The sequence below is a fragment of the Priestia sp. FSL H7-0729 genome, from assembly GCF_038005685.1.
Classification (GTDB): Bacteria; Bacillota; Bacilli; order Paenibacillales; family Paenibacillaceae; genus Paenibacillus.
The window spans coordinates 20,470-38,721 of record NZ_JBBOTQ010000001.1; the positions used below are offsets into that span (position 1 = coordinate 20,470).

The following is an 18,252-nucleotide window of genomic DNA, read 5'->3' on the forward strand; positions in this document are numbered from 1 at the left end:
CATGCGAAGTTTAACAACCTTCGTCGATTACGGTCGATCGCTAGGAAATTGAAAAAAGGCAGCAGGAATGCGGCTTTGGAGGGCGAAAACTTAAGCAGGTGAAGTGATAACCGGTTGCAGAGAGGAGCGATGCAAGATGTATAATTCCGATTTTGCCAAGTGCTGGTCCAGACTAACCAAAGATTATAAATTGCATATGGATCAAGAGCTGGCACCCTCATTGACGGAGGCTCAGTTAGCTGTTCTGGAGGTGCTTGAGGATCATCAGAAGATGAAACCTTCGGATCTGATTCCTTATCTGGCGACTACGCCAGCTGCCGTAACCATGCTGCTCGATCGGATGGAAAAGAATGATCTGATTCGCAGGAATCGGGATAATCAGGATCGACGCATTGTCTGGGTTTCTCTTTCCGATAAAGGAAGAATGGAAACAGAGCGGGGGATATCCATCCGCAATGAATTCATGAACTCTGTTCTCAGTAACATATCGATGCACAATCAACAATTGCTGGTATATCTGCTAGGCAAAATGACAACACCCAAAACCAAAGAGCCTGCATTATCTACTTCGGTATAATACAATGCTCACTCTTCTGAGTAACCATAGGAGTACCTGCTCGTTTCATGCAGGAACCCTATGGTTATTTTATTTACAAATTACATATGATACACATTGTGTCCAGGTTAGTCGATGGAAGGCAAGAAATAACACCGTTTAGTATGTCCCAATATTATTTTGTGATTTCATATGTAAAGAGTTGACTATGTAAATATTTTTGTTATAATAAATAATTGTTCCCCTGATATTTCGTGTACGAAATATTATATTCCATAAGTAAAAGGGTGAAACAATGACTGATACGTATGAAGTATTCTATATTATCAATTCATTCCGCCAAGTGAATCAAATGCTTTTTCGAGCATTCTGGAATGAAAACAAGGAGATCGAGTTGACTTCGATTCAGTTTATGGTGTTATCCATCCTGAGGGAGCGTCCTTCCATCGGCATCAACGAAGTGGCTGAGCTATGCCATATGGGTAGCAGTTCCATGAGTGCAGTTGTGGAGCGGCTCGTAAAGGGCGAGTATATCGTTAGGACACGTTCGGATGCTGACCGCCGATCCGTTAAACTTCAGATCACGGATAAAGGGGAGCAGGCCCAACAGGAAACCCACCATCTGTGGATGGGGAGAGTGTCACCCATTCTGGATATTTCGAAGGAAGACCTTGAGCACCTACTTAGAATTCATAGTCAAATGATTGAAAAGTTACAAGGAAGAGAGATGAACAACATATGAGCACGACTACTGCTGCAGCACCATCCTCAGCGATGGACAACATCAAGAAAGGCCCGATTGTAGCGGCATTGTTAATTGGTGCCTTCGTGGCATTCTTGAACCAAACCCTGATGAACGTAGCTCTTCCTAAAATCATGGAAGACCTCGCGATTAATGCAAACAAAGCCCAATGGTTAACCACGGGTTACATGCTCGTCAACGGTGTACTGATTCCGGTTACGGCATATCTGATTGCCAAATTCTCAACACGTCAAATTTTTATTACAGCCATGACTCTATTTACCATAGGAACGTTAGTCTGTGGTCTTAGTCCCACCTTCACCATTCTGATGGTAGGCCGTGTTATTCAAGCGGCAGGTGCAGGTATCCTGATGCCTCTGATGACCGTTGTATTCCTGACCATCTTCCCGATTGAGAAACGCGGTCAGGCCATGGGAACCATGGGGATCGCGATGATTCTGGCTCCTGCGATTGGGCCGACACTTTCAGGTTATGTAGTTGAGCATTATTCCTGGAGATTATTGTTCTACATCATCTTGCCATTCTCTATTATTGCAACGGCAATTGGTATTGCTTTTGTCAAAAACGTAACACGTCAATCCAGACCTAAACTGGATTATCCAGGTGTTATTTTATCTACACTTGGTTTTGGTAGTTTGCTTTACGGATTCAGTGATGCGGGTACCGATGGATGGGGCAGTGCAATTGTTATTGGATGCCTCGTCGTAGGTGCGATATCCCTGATTCTGTTCGTTATTCGTCAACTGACAACAGATCATCCGCTCCTTGAGTTCCGTATTTTCAAATACAATATGTATTCATTAACGACAATCATCAATATGCTTGTGACGATGGCGATGTTTGCAGGTATGATCCTGCTTCCTATTTTCCTGCAAAACATTCGTGGTTTCTCACCGATTGAATCAGGACTTCTGATGATGCCTGGTGCGATATTGATGGGGATCATGTCTCCAATCACGGGTCGTATATTTGATAAGGTAGGCGCTCGCTGGCTTTCGGTTGCAGGTCTTGCCATTACGGCGATCACAACATTTGGACTGAGTCGTCTGGCCATCGATACGACTTACGGATACATGATGTTTATCTACACGGCTCGTATGTTCGGTATGTCGATGCTGATGATGCCGATCCAGACAGCAGGTCTGAATCAACTGCCTCAACGTCTGAACGCACATGGTACAGCGATGTCCAATACATTGCGTACGGTTGCCGGTGCGATCGGTACAGCCATTCTCGTTACCATCATGAGCAGCAAGCTCAAAACACATCTGGCGGATGCAGTGGCTGCCGGTCAGGTTGATCCTAATGATAAGACAGCAATGTTAGCTGCTACAGCAGATGCAACGATTTATGGTGTTAACTATGCCTTCATCGTGGCTACCGGAATGACCGTGGTTGCTTTAATTATGGCGTTCTTTATTCGTAAAACGAAACCGGCTGTTGAACCTGTTACTGTAGAACAGGAAAAAGCGACGGCTACAGCATAACAAATATCAGGTAAAAGCTAAAAAGAGAACTCTAGCAGTTGAAAAGGGGTACCCCCTAACTGCCTGAGTTCTCTTTTTTTGGTGTGCGCGATAGGAGGAGAGTACTTTTATTATTCGGGCTGGATCGTTGGATCGATAAGAAATACAGGATCGGGCTCATGTCCGAACTGTTTGAGATTAATGGTTCCGTTCAGTTGAAACTCCACACCTTCGCTAATCAGTTCTGTTTCCTGCATCATGCGCGAGTGTTCGTCCGGTATGGAGATTTCACCTTTTGCATTGACGACACGGTGCCAGGGCAGACGTTCCTTGCGGCTCATGGAGTGCAGAATACGTACGACTTGTCTCGCGGCTCTCGGACTTCCAGCGTGAGCTGCAATCTGGCCGTAAGTCATCACTTTACCTTCCGGAATCGCCGCGATGATCGCAATGACTTGTTTGGTAAACGGGGTCATCAAAATGTCTCCTCTCTGTGTCTTAGATATAAAACTGAAAATATTAAAAAACGTGTCGTTCAGATTCTGTATCTGAACGACACGTTTTATGGACAGACCTAACCTGATCCTGTGCACTTATAGAGGTTGTCCAAAAGCTTTTTGGTACACGGCAGCGGGCCATTCTGCCCAGGGGAATTCTCTTGCAGGCAAAGATTGCAGAATAACTTCTTCCTTGGTAACTGGATGAGGAAAAGCAGCAATCACAGACCATAGAGCAATCTGTTGCCCGGGTTTATTCACGCTTGCGCCGTACTTCTGATCCCCGTATAGAGGGCAGCCGATTTCTTTCATTTGCACCCGAATCTGATGAGATCGGCCGGTGTGCAGTTCAATATGGACGAGGCTGTAACGGTCTGTCTCCCCGATAACACGGTAATCCAGAACGGCATCCTTACCGCCGGCCGTACCCTTAGGTACAACCGTAACGGTATTTGTACGTGCATCTTTCAGGAGCGTGTGTTTTAACGTTCCCTGCTGTGCAGGCAACTTGCCATGGACAACAGCCACATATATTTTACGGAAATGACGTCCCCGCACTGTCTCGGACAATCTCGAAGCTGCTTTGGATGTCTTGGCAAAGATCATTGCCCCTCCAACAGGACGATCAAGTCGGTGTACTAACCCGAGATAGACATTGCCAGGTTTGTTATATCGTTCTTTCAGATCCTGCTTCAACAATGTAAGCAAATCCGGATCACCTGATGCATCTTCCTGGGTAGGTACATTGACCGGCTTCGTAATACCTAACAGATGGTTGTCTTCAAACAGAATCGGAATTGCATCGTGATCATGCCGATGTTCTGACATGATTAAGACTCCCAACGGCCCAGAATACCACAAGGCAGATCAAGACCACTACGTGTGATCGGCAGACCAATTTCACCTGCGGTAATGTCACCACCGTACTGAGCAGACATCGTCATGGTCAACATGTTGCGCAGAACCGTGGAGGAGATGCCCGTAGTGTAGGAGTTAACCAGCATGAATAATGGATTATCCGACAAGATCGTCATACACGACTTCAGGAAAGGATAAAGGTTCTCTTCCAGTTTCCATGTCTCGCCATTCGGACCGCGGCCGTAAGAAGGAGGGTCCATGATAATGGCGTCATAACGATTTCCACGCCGTTGCTCCCGTTGTACGAATTTGAATACATCATCTGTAATAAAACGAACAGGGCGATCAGCCAGTCCGGATAATTGAACATTTTCCTTGGCCCATTGAACCATGCCTTTAGCTGCATCCACATGCACGACAGAAGCGCCTGCGTAAGCTGCGGCTACCGTTGCTCCGCCTGTATAGGCAAACAGGTTCAAGACAGAGATTGGACGTCCTGCATTGGATATTTTATCCATCATCCAGCTCCAGTTGGCGGCTTGTTCAGGGAACAGACCAGTGTGCTTGAAGCTGGTAGGTTTAATGTGGAATTTCAGGTTTTCGTATCCGATCGTCCAGCGCTCGGGAATGGGCTTTTTCATATCCCAGTTACCGCCACCGGAAGAGCTGCGATGATAGTGACCATGCACTTGACGCCATTCATTGGTTTCTTGCTCAAGGGGCCAGATAATCTGTGGATCGGGTCTGCGTAAAATCACATCTCCCCAACGCTCCAGTTTCTCGCCGCCTCCTGTATCAATTACTTCATAGTCCTTCCAATTCTTAGCTACGTACATAATGATTTATCCATCCTTCAAAAGTCATTTGGATACTATTGTACAACAAAAAAGGGCTTGTACGCCAGTTGGGGGACGGGATCATTGGAGGAAGGTATTACATCTGACCTTAAAAGGGTGAAGGTTGTTTAGCTGTGTTGAAATCCAATGTGCGCCATATACTGAAAAACAAAGATATCCAAAATTTAATTTGACAATGATAATCATTATCACATATGATTTTGTTAATCCAAAATTCATTCTTTCTTCATAGAGAGAATATAACATGATCTAATTAAAGTGAGGGAAAAATAGATGGCTAAATTGTTAGTGGCTTATGCAAGCATGACGGGAAATACAGAAGAAATTGCAGAACTGATTGTAGAGGGAATTACACAGGGAGGCCACGAGGCGGACCTGAAGTCCGTAACGGATTGTAATGCATCCGATGTATTGGATTATGACGGATTCATGATTGGCGTCTACACTTGGGGAGACGGGGAGTTGCCAGATGAATTCCTTGATTTCTATGAGGAGCTGGATGAGCTTGACTTGAGCGGTAAGAGAGCCGCGGTGTTTGGAAGTGGTGACACCTCGTATGAGCAGTACTGCGGTGCAGTTGATCTCGCGGCTGCCAAGCTGCAAGAGCGTGGGGCGGAGGTATCTCCAGAGATGTTGAAAATAGAATACAGTCCGCTTGAGCAGGAGAAGGAAACATGCCGTGACTTTGGCAAACGCTTTGCTGCTACCGGATTACAGGTGTCCTAAAGATCATGTTAAGACATAATATTCAGGCGGCGATGCCAATCGGAAGGAATGACCTTCCTGTACGTCTGCTTGAAGATTACAGATTGGAAGAAATGCTGCGCAGCCCACACCGGTTCATCCGCCCTAAACCCGTTTCTGAGCAGCGTCCTCCACTGCAATGGAGGCACCGTGTACAATATGCGGTGAGCCATGCGGTCAATGCCTTTTATAGCCTCGACCCCGATGTTCGCAAAGAAGTACCCGTACAGTATTTACTAGAGAAGTGGTGGCCCAGAAAGACAGAAGGTTTCGAATCGGTTCTCCATTACTGGGATGTGAAGAGCAAGATCACGGATGAACTGTCACTCGCCATTGCAATGAACGATGATCTGAAGCATCCAGCCATTCTATTCGAACAGTGGAGAACGGAGTTACCTTCATTATCCATGCATTTGTCGATGATATTTCAGGCGGCCTGGCAACCAGAAGGCTGGGATTCGCTGCTTATTCAGAAATATATGGTTGTCCATGATCCGAATGTAGTCGAGGCGTTTCAGCATATGGTCAGTGTATTCTGCTGGGAAGCCTTCGGAAAATTACCGGGGATGATCGAAATATACTGCTTGTTGGAAGGATGCAAAATTAGGTACATTCCTGGACGCCAGTCTCTGATACGTTCCATGGACTACATTCACTTGATACGTGATAGCATGCCGCAAGCGGAAGTGGTGGAGTCAGAACAGTTTACGACGCGTGATAAAGTGCGCATACACGAAGAGGTAGATCGCTGGAGAACGGAAGCCGTTGAACCGAAAAAAACATGGTTGATGTGAAGGCGGTTGAAGAATAACGATCTATCATGCAGATAGAGGAGGGAAAGTTGCCATGTCTACCGGTCTAAGTCAAGATATAAGCAGCAAAAGACGTGCAGGAACTTGCGAATTCAGTCCGTTGCCAGTACCCCAGTCGGTTATACGCAAGCTGCTTGATGAAGCAGATCCTTCATTATATGTGATGAGTTCAGAACCTTGGAGGTTTATGTTGTTTGCAGGCGAAGGGCGACAGCTATATCTGGAAGCGGTCAGACAGAGCTATCCACCCCATCTGGCTGATCGCTACGGCGATTGGGCTACATATCAATACACGGAAGCGATCCCTACACATCTGGTTGTCGTGGCACCTATGAATGCCCGTGAGGATGATCTTCTGCCGGCGAAAGCCTGGAGCAAACGTTTTAGTATTCTGGCTGCGGAACAGGGTTTGAATGCTGTCTGGAAGATCAATGATTATCAACAACATCCTGTATTTATGAATCTGATGGGTTTGACAAGTGCAGAGAAGGTGCTAGGGGTATTCCATATCGGTTACGGAGACCAGCCTGGATTGCGGGATGTGGATGCAAGCAGACCAGCCTCTGAACTGATGACGGTCTATGACCATCTGGTATAAAACGATTCATTAGTTACTTATTTGCTGGTATTGGAGAGAAAATTACGAACGAGCTGACGATTGGTCTGATCTTTGTTGTAGACGGAGTACAATCGATTGGATACGGTAAGGACATTGCCAAAAAAGAATCGTTCGAATTGGGTCTGTCTGCCCCCGAATGATCCAGCTCCAAGCTCCCAGATCAGCCGGAACAAAGCGTTGCGTTCATAAGAAGCCATATCGTTTCCTTTCAGATAGATATTCAGTGAAGGAGCGATATCGGATTGAAACTCTTCTTCCTGAGGGATCATAATTACCCCGCTCGAACCCAAAAGTTGCAGAATTTCAATCATCTCAGGATAAAGTTTCGGAAAAAGCAGATTGGCTGCCATCAATGGTTTGGGTGCAGGTAATACAAATCCTCTTCCGTCTGGTATGGCACCTGCCTCTGCGGCCAAAGCCAATGCTTTTAACGATTCAAGACCTGCGAACAGACGTGCAGTTTTCTCAATAACATGTGCTTCCGTATTCAGATCGAGTGTATCCGTGAGAAGCTGGAGCGTACCGAGAACAAATTCTGTCTTGGCAATATAACGACACAATACCTGATGACCTGCGTGAATATGAAAGTTGCTACCACTGAAGAGACGCGAGGACATTTCCTCACTTCCTGCAAAAAATATTCGTTCATACGGAACAAGCACCCGGTCAAAGATGACGATATTGTCCATTTCTTCATATCTGGAACTCAGCGGGTAGTTGGTGTGAGATTCGGCTGCATAGGTATCCCTGCATACCAGACTGATTCCTGGAAGGTCATTAGGGACAGCAAAAGAGAAAGCAAATGGATTTTCGTCATCAAATGGGGCAGGAGAAGGGGAAGGATAGACAAAAATCTCATCCGAAGTGGCAGCTTGTGTAGCCATCATGAATGCTCCGCTAATAATGAGGCCTTCCTCGGTGCGGTCTACGACCTTTGCGGCAATGGCATCCTCAGTGGCATCCAATTGTCCTGAGATTTTGCTGGCATAGGGCTGAATGAAGGCATGGGATAGCGTAATATCATGATCACGGCAGTAGGCATAATAATTCTTGAGATTTTCTGCATATTGGGGAGACAATTCGCTCAGAAGATCGGCACCTGTGTAAAAGGACATGATGGCTGTATTCATGTAATCGGGTGAGCGACCAAGAAAGCCATGATGGACATTTGCCCAGATATTCATCCCTTCCCGTCGTTTGCGGAGGTCGTCGGCACTGGTTGGGGGCAGGAAAGATATGCCCACAGGTTTTCCGTCGGCCGGGGAGGCATACGTCATCGTTTCCGCAAATTTAGGATCAGACTGCAGATCATACATGTACATCTGAGTCTCCATTAAACCAGCAAATGCTACATGTTCAGATCGTTTTCCAGTAATAAGGTTACCTTTGTACCAGCAAGGTACGGACTGAGCATCAATTCGTTCCCGATACTGTGTGCCATTTTTAACAGGCATTGTTATTCACCTCTTGGTTCTAATCGTTCATGGGCAGACTCATTTCTTACGTAGTGTACGTAGGTGATCTGTCCAATGTGCATTTAAGAGGTGAAGAGGATTTTTACCGATTAGGGCTTGATAATAATTATCATTCTTGTTACAATAGACAAAGAAAAAAGGAACCGGTAAGGGCTCCTTTAAGTATTTCACTTGAAATTACTATTTTACTTCAAAAGTCTTGCAGTCTGTTTCAGCAGACTGACTTGCTTCTTTGGTACTGTGGCTCACGATGTAGATCGAAGAAGCGTTACATTTGTTCTCTTGAGCCCAGTGACGACAGGAATTAACTTCACACAATACGTCTTTTGCCATGATTGTTAACCTCACTTTAATTGGATTACATTCGTTGGTATAAAGAATCCAAATGTAGCAAGTTGCCGCTTGCGAACATGGAAAATTTTTGCTCTCACGAAAATTGGAGGGCTTTTTTGCGTTATACACAACGATGCATATTTAGAATAGCAAATTTTATTGAAGCTTGCAACCAAATGCCCCCATCTGTGGCAAAATAGTGGACGTGCTGTGGTTATATTTGCAAAAAGGCATTAGTATGTTATTATTTAATAGTAATAATTACGATTAAAATCTAATGGATTCTATATAAATTGAACTAAGCATTTACACGAAAACGGAGAGGACAGAAAGAACCTGAAGAAGCGGAGCGTTCGCCTTTATCCCCGGATTTCCCCTCTAGGGAAATAATCAAAAAATCTGGGGATAACAGCGATCGGAAGGTTGTTCTGTCATCGAAGTGGTCAGTGTAAATATTTATTAGTTCAACTTATATAACTTGAATCACGGACTGAAACTATAAATGAAGGAGCATGTGTATACATGAGCAAAATAAACCATATGAACCGGATTCCCCGAGCAAAAGGGATCGATATGGCTGCTTTTTACACGCCAAAAGAGTGTAGGCGCAAATCCCAGCATATTGTATTTTCCCCCGAAAATGATCGCATCATTAACGAATTCATTACCATTCTGGGCATGAAAGAGAAGTTCAGGGAGCATGATGTGTCCATCCCCAATAAAATGGTCATGTTCGGGCCTCCCGGTACAGGTAAAACATTAACGGCATCACATCTGGCAGAGCAGCTTGATTTGCCATTGGTACTCGTGAGATTAGATGCAATCATTCATAGCCATCTCGGGGAGACGGGCAGTAATGTTCGCAAGTTATTCGAATATGCGCGATTGAATCCCTGCGTGTTATTTCTTGATGAATTTGATGCCATAGGTCGGACACGTGAGAGTAATGATGAAGTGAAAGAGATGGCTCGTGTCGTCAATACGTTGTTGCAGTGTCTGGACGAATTCGATGGAGACAGTATTCTGGTGGCTGCAACGAACCTGGAAACCCAACTGGATCATGCCATATGGCGGCGTTTTGATACGAAGATGACCTATGGAATGCCTGATGATTCAAGTCGCAGATTGTATATCAGCAAGTTGGTGGGGGCATTTGAACAGGAGACCCGGCTGGAAGATTACATATGTGAACGCTTGGCAGGGTGCAGTTATGCGGATATAGAGCAGATCGTTTTGAAAGCAAAACGGAAAGCGATCATTGCCAGCAGTACACTTCATAAGCAACTGATCTCGGATGCTTACGATGAATATAGGCCACGTGTATTAGAGTGTTGACTGTAAAAACGCTGAAATAGCCCAGTCTCCTGAATGGAATCCTGGGCTATTTGTCATGTTAGCATGCTGCGTTACACTTTAACGGCTGCTCCGTATGCTTTTTCTGTATTCATGGCTTCTTGCGTTGCAGTCCAGCGTGGCAGGCTTAATCTGAACGTGCTCCCTTCCGGACTACTGGAGACAAGTGTTAGTTCACCGCCTTGTTCCTGAGCGAGTAACCGGCTATAGGTTAAGCCTAGACCCAGTCCACGGTTACGACGTTTCTTGAGCTCTCCACGATAGAAGCGTTCGAAGATCTTGGGTTGGTCTTCGGCAGCGATGCCTGTGCCGTTGTCCTTGACATCAACATACAGCATCTGTTCTTCTGCGCGTAGATAAATATCGAAGACAGCCTTTTGTTCAGGAGCTGTGGCATGAAGTGCGTTATTGAGCAAATTAACAATGATCTGCTGAATGCGGAGAGCATCCCCCATGGTAAAGAAGTTGACTGGAGGGGAGTGCAGCTGAACCTCTGGCATTTTGTCCTCATACGCAATCTTCCACTGATAGATGATCTCACCGACCAACAGCTTCAGATCCGTCCGTTCCTTGCGAACGGTAACACTTCCTGCAGCCATGGCGTTATAGTCAAGCAAATCTGCGACCATACGCTCCATGCGTTCAGATTCCTTCAAAGCAATATCCAAAAATTCTTTCCCTTCCTGTGGACTCACGACATCGTCACGTACTGCCATAACGAGTCCCTTGATGGAAGTTACCGGTGTCTTGAGTTCATGACTTACCCCTGCCAGCGAAAGTGTGCGCCATTCTTCGAGTTGTTGGAGACGAGAGGCCATATCGCGGAATGAATTAACAAGTTCATTGATCTCACGCTCTCGTGTATTCAAGTCAAGACTCACATTATAATTGCCACCTCGAATCTGTTCAGCTGCATAGGCTACCTGACGAATAGGTCTGGATAATTTATTGGACAGGAGATAGATTGTGAACCATCCACAGAGGATTAGTCCTCCGAGGATTAGAGCCACGAGCCATATGGTCTCTGGACCAAATGTAATGGATTGTTTGGACTGCATGACCCACACTTTACCCAAGGTTTGATCGCCCTCGGATATGTTAACCGTTACACCTGCATATTTGTTGTTCCGCGGTTCAAGATAGTCGTCTGACAGTCGATACTGCACATCTTTTTGTTCCATTTTAGGCTGGGAAAAGATCAATTGATTGTTGTTGTCCAAGATCATGACACAAAAATAATGATCTGTATTAAATAGTTTCTCTCGCTTGGTTACCAGTCTGTCCAGATCGGGTGGAACCCGTAGCATATTATTTTCACTGGTCACATGATCGGCGATCTCCAGACCAAGCAGTTCTGCAGTTTTGAGGCTTTTCTCAATGGAAGTTGTTCGAATCCAGTAGAGTGCCCCAGCCACAATAATTGTGAAACCAATGCATAGAATCAGAAAATATCGCAGTGTCCAGTGTGACAGAATGGATATCGTTCGTTTCGGTTTCTTTTGTTTCAGTTGGCGATCCAAAATTGATACCCCATTCCTCGCAACGTCCGAATTTCCCCCGTCTCTGGCGACCAGTGAGAGAGGGCTTGACGTAGTCGTTTAATCGATAGATCCACAGCACGGTCACTGCCATCATAGTCCATCCCCCATACCTGTTCAATAAGGTGATCTCTGGTAAACGTACGATTCGGATAATCGGACAGGAAGAACAGTAATGACAGGTCACGAGGTGTTAGTGCAACCTCTGCACCGTTCAGCAGCACCTGCTTGGCAGCAAGATCAATGACGAGATTTCCAAAGGAACGCTTCTCTTCGCCACCCGAGGTCCAATGTGGATTACGCCGCAACACCGCATTCACTCTGGCGACCACTTCTTCCGGTACAAAAGGTTTGCTCATATAATCGTCAGCACCGGCATTCAATCCGTTAAGACGGTCTGAAATGTCATCCAGTGCGGTTAGCATGATTACGGGACAAGCACTTTTTTCACGAATAATCCGCAGCAGATCCCATCCATCCATTCCTGGCAGCATCACATCAAGTAATACAAGGGAAGGCGTTACGGTATCAAAAAGGCTAAGTGCAGTCGGTCCATCTGCTGCATGATGAACTTCAAATTCTGCTTTTCTCAGATAAGCAGCCAGTACTCGTGCAATAGCTTGTTCATCCTCGACGATAAGTATGGATTTCAAGAAAAGCGTTCTCCTTTCATTTCATAAACTTGTACTGATTTTACATGAGCCAGAGCGTAAAGCCAATCCTGTATTACGGATTTGAAAAAAATTAGGGACTTGTCGTATCTTGACTTCTTCCTGACACATTCGGTTGATATGATCCATATCAACAAGCAATCTAAACAATCATATACTGGAGGAAACATACAGATGAACAAGAAAGCAAAAGCATGGCTTATTACAGGTGTGGCGGCGGTTGCCGTAATCGGTGGTGGTTACTATCTGGCCAATAGTTACTTGGGGAACAACGTGGAGATTGAGCAGGTGCTTCCTGCCAGCACAGCGACTTCGACAACATCAGTAGACAGTACAGGTGCGGTTGTCGCTAATAAAACTGCGGGAGCAGAGCAATTGAACGGAGACTGGAGCATCAGTGAAGGTTCCAAAGTTTACTTCTCTGTGACTACTTCGCAGGAGACGGTTAACTTTGTGGACGAGCAGGTAACAGGCAATTGGACTATTAATGTAGACGATGCTTCCCAGATGAAAGCAGAAGGACAGATCGAGATGGATGGGATTGATTCCGGGAATGGACAGCGTGATGGTCACGTGAAGCAAGCCGATTTCTTCGATATTGCGACTTATCCGCAAGCTACATTTACAGCGACTTCATTTGAAGGGGTACCTGCGGAATGGCCTGTCGGTCAAACGGTTGATATCAAAATGAATGGTACAATTACGGTTAAAGGTATTGAAAAAGAAGTCACTTTTGATGCAAAAGCGGCTTATGAGAATAATGCAGTATTATTGTCGGCAACATCGATGGTAACGTTCGAAGATTTCGGAATGGAAAATCCGCACTCGGTTGTGCTTTCGACGGAGAATGATATTCAGGTACAGCTTGAATTAAAACTCTCCAAATAAGTGTAGCGACGATCATATACCTAAAAATCTGTTCTGCTTCCGCCTTCCGGTGGACGGACAGATTTTTTTGTTTCTTACAAATCGTGGATTCTTATAGCTCAAATGTAACTTTTACAGGATTATATTGTTAAAATAACTGCTGTTTCCTTTGGAAAATGCCGTGTTACCCACCACTATTAAGCGCTTACAATGAGGAGGATTCATCACATTCATTGATCCATGCACAATCAAACACAAAAAGGGGGAGATCAAGAGTGAACAAAAGGTACATAAGTGGGTGTCTAGTATTATTAATGTTGTTCTGTGATCTGGGGTTGATAGTTCGTCCAGCGGCTGCAGAAGAGGCAAAAGTGAACGTGGCACTTAACAAGGCAGTTACGGTAAGCACAGAATATTTGGAGTGGGGAAGCAAGAAAGAGCATTTGGTTGATGGTAAAAGTGATACGCATTGGGCTGCTACGGCTGGAGTGACAACGGAACAACCACAGTGGGCCATGATTGATCTGGGTGAATACTACAATCTGTCCGGAGCGGAAATAACGTGGAGAGAAGACACTGTTGTGAAATATACGGTAGAAACATCTGCTGACCAGCAGGCATGGACCAACGTTGCTGATCAAAGTGAAAATGCCGATCCCAAACAGATCGCTGATCTGACGTTTCAGCAGAATGATGTGCGATACATCAGACTGAACATATCTTTTTACAAGGGTGAGGGAGTCTGGCCGGAAATATTGGAGTTCAAAGTTTGGGGAGAAGCTGAAGGAACTGAACCAGCCAATATTAAAGGATATGATCCGATCGAAGTGAGAACGGTGACCAGAAGTGCGCCAATTCTGCCCAACGAGGTAAAAGCATGGTACCAGAATGAAAAATCGGGAATGGTACCTGTGACTTGGGATCATATCGACCCTTCAGAGTATGCACATGCGGGCAGCTTTACCGTGACAGGTGTAGTATATGGTGCGCCTCCAGAGCCTCGGCCTGAAGCCAAGGTGATTGTTGAGGGATATCGTGAAGACTATGTGAGAGGTGTCGATATTTCTACGTTGACTGCCATTGAGGACAAAGGTGGCAAATACGTGGACAGCAACGGTACAGAGCGTGATTTGCTCGATATTCTCAAGGATCGCGGTGTCAATTATGTGCGTCTTCGTCTGTGGAATGATCCACAGAAATCAGGGGGCTACAACGATAAGGAAGATGTCATTCGTTTGGCTACGCGGGTGAAGCAAAAAGGCATGAAGATCCTGTTGGATTTCCACTACTCGGATGAGTGGGCGCACCCGGGTCAGCAGCTTCGTCCCAAAGCTTGGGAAGGTCTTTCCCCCGAAGAGCTGAAGCAAGCCGTATACAAATATACGTTTGAAGTTGTGGGAGAAATGAAAGCAAAGGGCGCTATGCCAGATATGGTGCAGATCGGTAATGAGATCAACAGTGGTGTTCTGAACGGCTTGAGTAGCGACGTGGATTTCGAGCAAAATGTTGCCTTGCTGAAAAGTGGAATTGATGCTGTACGTGCAGTAGAAGGAGAGATCACCAATAACGCGGATAAGGTGAAGATCATGATTCATCTGGCAGAAGGAGGCAAGGCGGATACGTTCGACTGGTATTTCAGTGAGCTGGAGAAACGCGAACTGAAGTATGACATTATCGGACTGTCATATTATCCATTCTGGCATGGGACATTTGCCGATGTGCAGAAGACCATGAATGAAGTGTCTAACAAGTTCCAAAAAGACGTGATTATTGCCGAGACATCGTATCCATTTTCATATAAAAACGGGGACGCTCACGGAAATATCATTGGATCGGACGAAGCGCTTCATGTAGGGGGAGCAGACTTCCCTGCAACCGTTCAAGGTCAATATGATGCCATCGCTGGCATTATGGATATGATTGCAAATGTGCCGAATAATCATGGAGCAGGTTTCTTCTACTGGGAGCCAGCATGGATTCCGGCCGGTGTAGGCTGGATTGCATCCGAAGGGAATGCATGGGAGAACCAAGCGATGTTTGACTACGACGAATTTCCGGCTAACGGCGGGCATTCGTATGAAGGCAGAGCGTTATGGTCCCTTGATGTGTACAAACGCGGATTAAATCTTCTGCCCGCAGACCGCCAACAACTGGCTGCGGCGCTTGCACGAGCCGAATCATTAGTCGAGACTGATTTTATTCCGGAAAGCTGGGGTACTCTGGCTCCGGCAATCTCCTCAGCGAATGCAATATACCAACAGGCATACACGCCGGGTGGAGTGACTCAAGCAGATACAGATGCAGCGACAACGGCATTAGAACATGTGATGCAGCAAATGCAGGTGATCCCTCCGCAGCTTGACGAGCTTCGAGCCAAAATATCAGAAGGGCGTACGTATCAGCAGGCTGACTGGTCTGCGGCCACTTGGGCGGTGTTGACCAAAGCGCTGGAAGGCGCTGATCAGGTCTTGAATGATCCAAGAGCAACACAGACGGATGCGAATACAGCGGTTAAACGTTTAGATGATGCGATTCAAGGTCTATCCAATGTGGACAAAACACAGCTGCACCAGTACATTCAACAAATGCAGCAGCAGAATGAATCTTCCTATACACGCCGGAGCTGGTCTGTATTGCAGCAATCTTTGAAGGCAGCGATTCAGGTCCGAGATAACCAAGCTGTTGTCCAGTCTGAAGTGAATTCAGCACTGAGTACGTTGAAACAAGCCTTTACTAATCTGATCTCTCTGGAGGCTTTAACAACGGGCAAAACGGCAACGGCTTCAAGCAGTGCAGGAACTGGAGGCAATCAAGCCAACTCTCCTGAAGGTGCAATTGACAACAATCCGAACACTTCATGGGGAACAGATAATAGTATTGATCGCTGGTGGCAAGTGGATTTGGGGCAAGTCGCTAACCTTCGCAAGATCGAGATGTCGATGTGGAGTGGCGGTATCAAGTACAAGATTGAAGTATCCAATGATAACCAAAATTTTGTGAAAGTAGTGGACACCACAAGTGATGTGGTTGTATCGACCGCACCTAGCCATGTTCTTCCAGAAGGCACGGAGGGACGTTATATTCGCGTAACGATTACAGCAGGTCCCACATGGGTAGGATTCATGGAATTTGAAGCCTACGGTACGTTCCCGGCGGATAAATCTGCACTTCAAGCTACGGTAGATACCGCTGAGAAATTAAAGCAAACCGAATACACGACTTCAAGCTGGAATGTATTCAGTATGGCGCTTTCTGAAGCGAAGGCGTTCATGCTGGATGTTGAATCTTCAACGCAAGATGTAAGCAATGCAGATCAATCGTTACAAGATGCTATGAGTAAACTTGTGCGTCAAGATAGTACACCTGGCCCTGGTCAGCCATCTCAACCGAGTGTACCTTCACAACCTTCCAATCCGGGAACAGCTCCTTCGACAGGGAATCCCGATGTAACCCCACCCATTGGATCGGGCACTGCACCAGAGAAGGGTTCAATCACGATAAAAGGAACAGCAACCGTGGATGACAAGTATTCGATTCGTCCGGCTGCATCCCAATTAACTCAGGCACTGCAGTCCATGGATGCAGGAAATCGTACATTGAAGTTAGTCGCAGACGTTCCTAATACAGCCAACACAGTTACGTTCCAATTGGCTGCAAGTCAATTGGCAGCATGGGTTCGTTCCGAGGAAGTAAAATCTCTGGATGTAGTCGTAGGACAGACTACCGTTCGTGTTCCTCTAAAATCACTGCCGCTAACCATTGCAGAGACTGCGGGAACGTTCGACATTGTAGTGGCAAAAGGATCAACAGATGCACTATCCACATCTCAAAAAGCAGCAATCGGTCATCATACAATTATTGATGTGAATTTGTTAATGAACAATAAGCCATTATCATGGACAAACAGAGCAATTGAAGTTGCTCTATCCAGTGTAGAAGAGCCTAAGCTGAATGATGTGGTTATGATCGTTCATTCCATATCTCCAACTGGGGAGATGACACCTGTTACGTACTCCAAGTACGATGACAAAACGAAGACGATGGCGTTCAAACCGCTGGAATCCGGCAGTTATGTCATTGCAGAAGTTGAAGTGCCATTACATGATCTGCAAAATTACAATTGGGCTCTCCATGAAGTGCAGGACCTCTACGGTAAGGGAATTATTACGGGGATGAGCGCAACACGTTTTGCCCCGCAAGGTGAACTGACCAGAGCACAATTTTTGCAAATGATAGTTAAAGGCATTGGTGATGCACGCCAGTCCGATGCATCCATTTCGCTCCCAACGGATGTGAAGGAAGGGCAGTGGTATGCCGATTCAGTACGACTTGGCATTGAGATGAACATTATTCAAGGCCGAGCGGATGGAAGCTTCGGGGCCAACGAACGCATTTCACGAGAAGATATGGCCGTTATGCTGAATCGAGCGCTGCAGGTTGCCCAACGTGATCAAAATGCGAACAATGCTGCACAAGGACATACGGTATTTGTAGACAACGACGAGATCGCGTCATACGCCAAAGAAGCTGTAACTTCGATGCAACAACTTGGACTGCTTAACGGTATGCCTGATGGCACGTTTGCTCCGAAAGAAACAGCGAACCGAGCACAAGGGGCTGTTGCAGTCGCCAGATTGATGGAACAACTATATTAGAATATAACGAAGCAGGTAAGGAGATCGAATCAACGGATTCGGTCTCTTTGTTTTGCGGAAAAAAAGAGGTTCAGACTACTTCCGGTTCTCTATATAGGCATACGAATATTTGTTAATGTCGTATTGACAATATCGAATTTGTTTGTTATCATTTCGATAATATCAAAACGATAATATTAAGAAATGAG

Annotated in this window: 16 protein-coding genes; 9 read left to right on the plus strand and 7 right to left on the minus strand. The window is 45.8% G+C overall.

The window, feature by feature from the left end:
• Window positions 1-136: 136 nt before the first annotated feature.
• The 3 genes from MHH93_RS00075 (at window position 137) to MHH93_RS00085 (ending at window position 2,806) form a co-directional block, all read left to right on the plus strand.
• A complete protein-coding gene (locus tag MHH93_RS00075; protein ID WP_472477356.1) occupies window positions 137-577 on the plus strand; it encodes a MarR family winged helix-turn-helix transcriptional regulator in 441 nt (146 codons plus the stop codon).
• Window positions 578-851: 274 nt separating this feature from the next.
• Complete coding sequence (locus MHH93_RS00080; protein ID WP_500052023.1) at window positions 852-1,298, plus strand: MarR family winged helix-turn-helix transcriptional regulator; 447 nt, start codon at window positions 852-854, stop codon at window positions 1,296-1,298.
• Window positions 1,295-2,806, plus strand: coding sequence for a DHA2 family efflux MFS transporter permease subunit (locus tag MHH93_RS00085; RefSeq protein ID WP_500052024.1), 1,512 nt, complete (start codon window positions 1,295-1,297; stop codon window positions 2,804-2,806). Before MHH93_RS00080 ends, MHH93_RS00085 begins: the two co-directional genes overlap by 4 nt.
• A gap of 110 nt (window positions 2,807-2,916) precedes the next feature.
• On the opposite strand, the gene MHH93_RS00090 is transcribed toward MHH93_RS00085, so the two are convergent.
• The 3 genes from MHH93_RS00090 to MHH93_RS00100 all read right to left on the minus strand — a co-directional run bounded on the left by MHH93_RS00090 (window position 2,917) and on the right by MHH93_RS00100 (window position 4,976).
• Window positions 2,917-3,261 (minus strand): MGMT family protein, encoded by a 345-nt coding sequence (locus MHH93_RS00090; RefSeq protein WP_237174759.1) that lies wholly within the window; start codon window positions 3,259-3,261, stop codon window positions 2,917-2,919.
• Between the two features lie 117 nt (window positions 3,262-3,378).
• Window positions 3,379-4,110 carry an RluA family pseudouridine synthase gene (locus MHH93_RS00095; RefSeq protein WP_500052025.1) on the minus strand — a complete coding sequence of 244 codons (732 nt, stop codon included), beginning with the start codon at window positions 4,108-4,110 and terminating at the stop codon, window positions 3,379-3,381.
• Between the two features lie 2 nt (window positions 4,111-4,112).
• Entirely contained in the window at window positions 4,113-4,976 is an 864-nt protein-coding gene (locus MHH93_RS00100) for a class I SAM-dependent methyltransferase (protein WP_017687801.1), read from the minus strand.
• Between the two features lie 294 nt (window positions 4,977-5,270).
• On the opposite strand from MHH93_RS00100, the gene MHH93_RS00105 reads away from it, so the two are divergent.
• The 3 genes from MHH93_RS00105 to MHH93_RS00115 are packed head-to-tail and all read left to right on the plus strand — an operon-like array spanning window position 5,271 to window position 7,151.
• Window positions 5,271-5,723: a flavodoxin gene (locus MHH93_RS00105; protein ID WP_500052027.1), complete on the plus strand. Its 453-nt coding sequence runs from the start codon at window positions 5,271-5,273 to the stop codon at window positions 5,721-5,723.
• A 5-nt stretch (window positions 5,724-5,728) separates the two neighbouring features.
• Window positions 5,729-6,535 carry a hypothetical protein gene (locus tag MHH93_RS00110; protein ID WP_500052029.1) on the plus strand — a complete coding sequence of 269 codons (807 nt, stop codon included), beginning with the start codon at window positions 5,729-5,731 and terminating at the stop codon, window positions 6,533-6,535.
• Window positions 6,536-6,587: 52 nt separating this feature from the next.
• Window positions 6,588-7,151 carry a nitroreductase family protein gene (locus MHH93_RS00115; protein ID WP_500052032.1) on the plus strand — a complete coding sequence of 188 codons (564 nt, stop codon included), beginning with the start codon at window positions 6,588-6,590 and terminating at the stop codon, window positions 7,149-7,151.
• A 17-nt stretch (window positions 7,152-7,168) separates the two neighbouring features.
• Here the strand turns inward: MHH93_RS00115 and MHH93_RS00120 are convergent, their stop codons facing one another.
• Window positions 7,169-8,626 carry a 4-hydroxyphenylacetate 3-hydroxylase N-terminal domain-containing protein gene (locus MHH93_RS00120; protein WP_500052034.1) on the minus strand — a complete coding sequence of 486 codons (1,458 nt, stop codon included), beginning with the start codon at window positions 8,624-8,626 and terminating at the stop codon, window positions 7,169-7,171.
• A 201-nt stretch (window positions 8,627-8,827) separates the two neighbouring features.
• Window positions 8,828-8,980, minus strand: a complete 153-nt coding sequence (locus MHH93_RS00125; protein ID WP_500052036.1) for a DUF1540 domain-containing protein — start codon at window positions 8,978-8,980, stop codon at window positions 8,828-8,830.
• 522 nt (window positions 8,981-9,502) lie between these two features.
• Here MHH93_RS00125 and MHH93_RS00130 point away from each other — a divergent pair.
• Window positions 9,503-10,315, plus strand: a complete 813-nt coding sequence (locus tag MHH93_RS00130) for an AAA family ATPase (RefSeq protein ID WP_500052037.1) — start codon at window positions 9,503-9,505, stop codon at window positions 10,313-10,315.
• Window positions 10,316-10,386: 71 nt separating this feature from the next.
• On the opposite strand, the gene MHH93_RS00135 is transcribed toward MHH93_RS00130, so the two are convergent.
• A complete protein-coding gene (locus MHH93_RS00135) occupies window positions 10,387-11,853 on the minus strand; it encodes a HAMP domain-containing sensor histidine kinase (RefSeq protein WP_500052038.1) in 1,467 nt (488 codons plus the stop codon).
• Window positions 11,838-12,524: a response regulator transcription factor gene (locus tag MHH93_RS00140; protein WP_342570512.1), complete on the minus strand. Its 687-nt coding sequence runs from the start codon at window positions 12,522-12,524 to the stop codon at window positions 11,838-11,840. The genes MHH93_RS00135 and MHH93_RS00140 overlap by 16 nt, the downstream gene beginning before the upstream one ends.
• Before the next feature lie 192 nt (window positions 12,525-12,716).
• Between MHH93_RS00140 and MHH93_RS00145 the strand changes: the two genes are divergently transcribed.
• Window positions 12,717-13,430 (plus strand): YceI family protein, encoded by a 714-nt coding sequence (locus MHH93_RS00145; RefSeq protein WP_500052039.1) that lies wholly within the window; start codon window positions 12,717-12,719, stop codon window positions 13,428-13,430.
• Window positions 13,431-13,684: 254 nt separating this feature from the next.
• A complete protein-coding gene (locus tag MHH93_RS00150) occupies window positions 13,685-18,064 on the plus strand; it encodes a glycosyl hydrolase 53 family protein (protein ID WP_500052040.1) in 4,380 nt (1,459 codons plus the stop codon).
• Window positions 18,065-18,252: the final 188 nt, after the last annotated feature.

Coding starts and splice junctions, on each gene's coding strand:
- MHH93_RS00125 (WP_500052036.1), bottom strand. CDS start 8,980: ATGGCAAAAGACGTATTGTGTGAAGTTAATTCCTGTCGTCACTGGGCT.
- MHH93_RS00120 (WP_500052034.1), bottom strand. CDS start 8,626: ATGCCTGTTAAAAATGGCACACAGTATCGGGAACGAATTGATGCTCAG.
- MHH93_RS00095 (WP_500052025.1), bottom strand. CDS start 4,110: ATGTCAGAACATCGGCATGATCACGATGCAATTCCGATTCTGTTTGAA.
- MHH93_RS00105 (WP_500052027.1), top strand. CDS start 5,271: ATGGCTAAATTGTTAGTGGCTTATGCAAGCATGACGGGAAATACAGAA.
- MHH93_RS00075 (WP_472477356.1), top strand. CDS start 137: ATGTATAATTCCGATTTTGCCAAGTGCTGGTCCAGACTAACCAAAGAT.
- MHH93_RS00085 (WP_500052024.1), top strand. CDS start 1,295: ATGAGCACGACTACTGCTGCAGCACCATCCTCAGCGATGGACAACATC.
- MHH93_RS00100 (WP_017687801.1), bottom strand. CDS start 4,976: ATGTACGTAGCTAAGAATTGGAAGGACTATGAAGTAATTGATACAGGA.
- MHH93_RS00080 (WP_500052023.1), top strand. CDS start 852: ATGACTGATACGTATGAAGTATTCTATATTATCAATTCATTCCGCCAA.
- MHH93_RS00130 (WP_500052037.1), top strand. CDS start 9,503: ATGAGCAAAATAAACCATATGAACCGGATTCCCCGAGCAAAAGGGATC.
- MHH93_RS00145 (WP_500052039.1), top strand. CDS start 12,717: ATGAACAAGAAAGCAAAAGCATGGCTTATTACAGGTGTGGCGGCGGTT.
- MHH93_RS00110 (WP_500052029.1), top strand. CDS start 5,729: ATGTTAAGACATAATATTCAGGCGGCGATGCCAATCGGAAGGAATGAC.
- MHH93_RS00090 (WP_237174759.1), bottom strand. CDS start 3,261: ATGACCCCGTTTACCAAACAAGTCATTGCGATCATCGCGGCGATTCCG.
- MHH93_RS00115 (WP_500052032.1), top strand. CDS start 6,588: ATGTCTACCGGTCTAAGTCAAGATATAAGCAGCAAAAGACGTGCAGGA.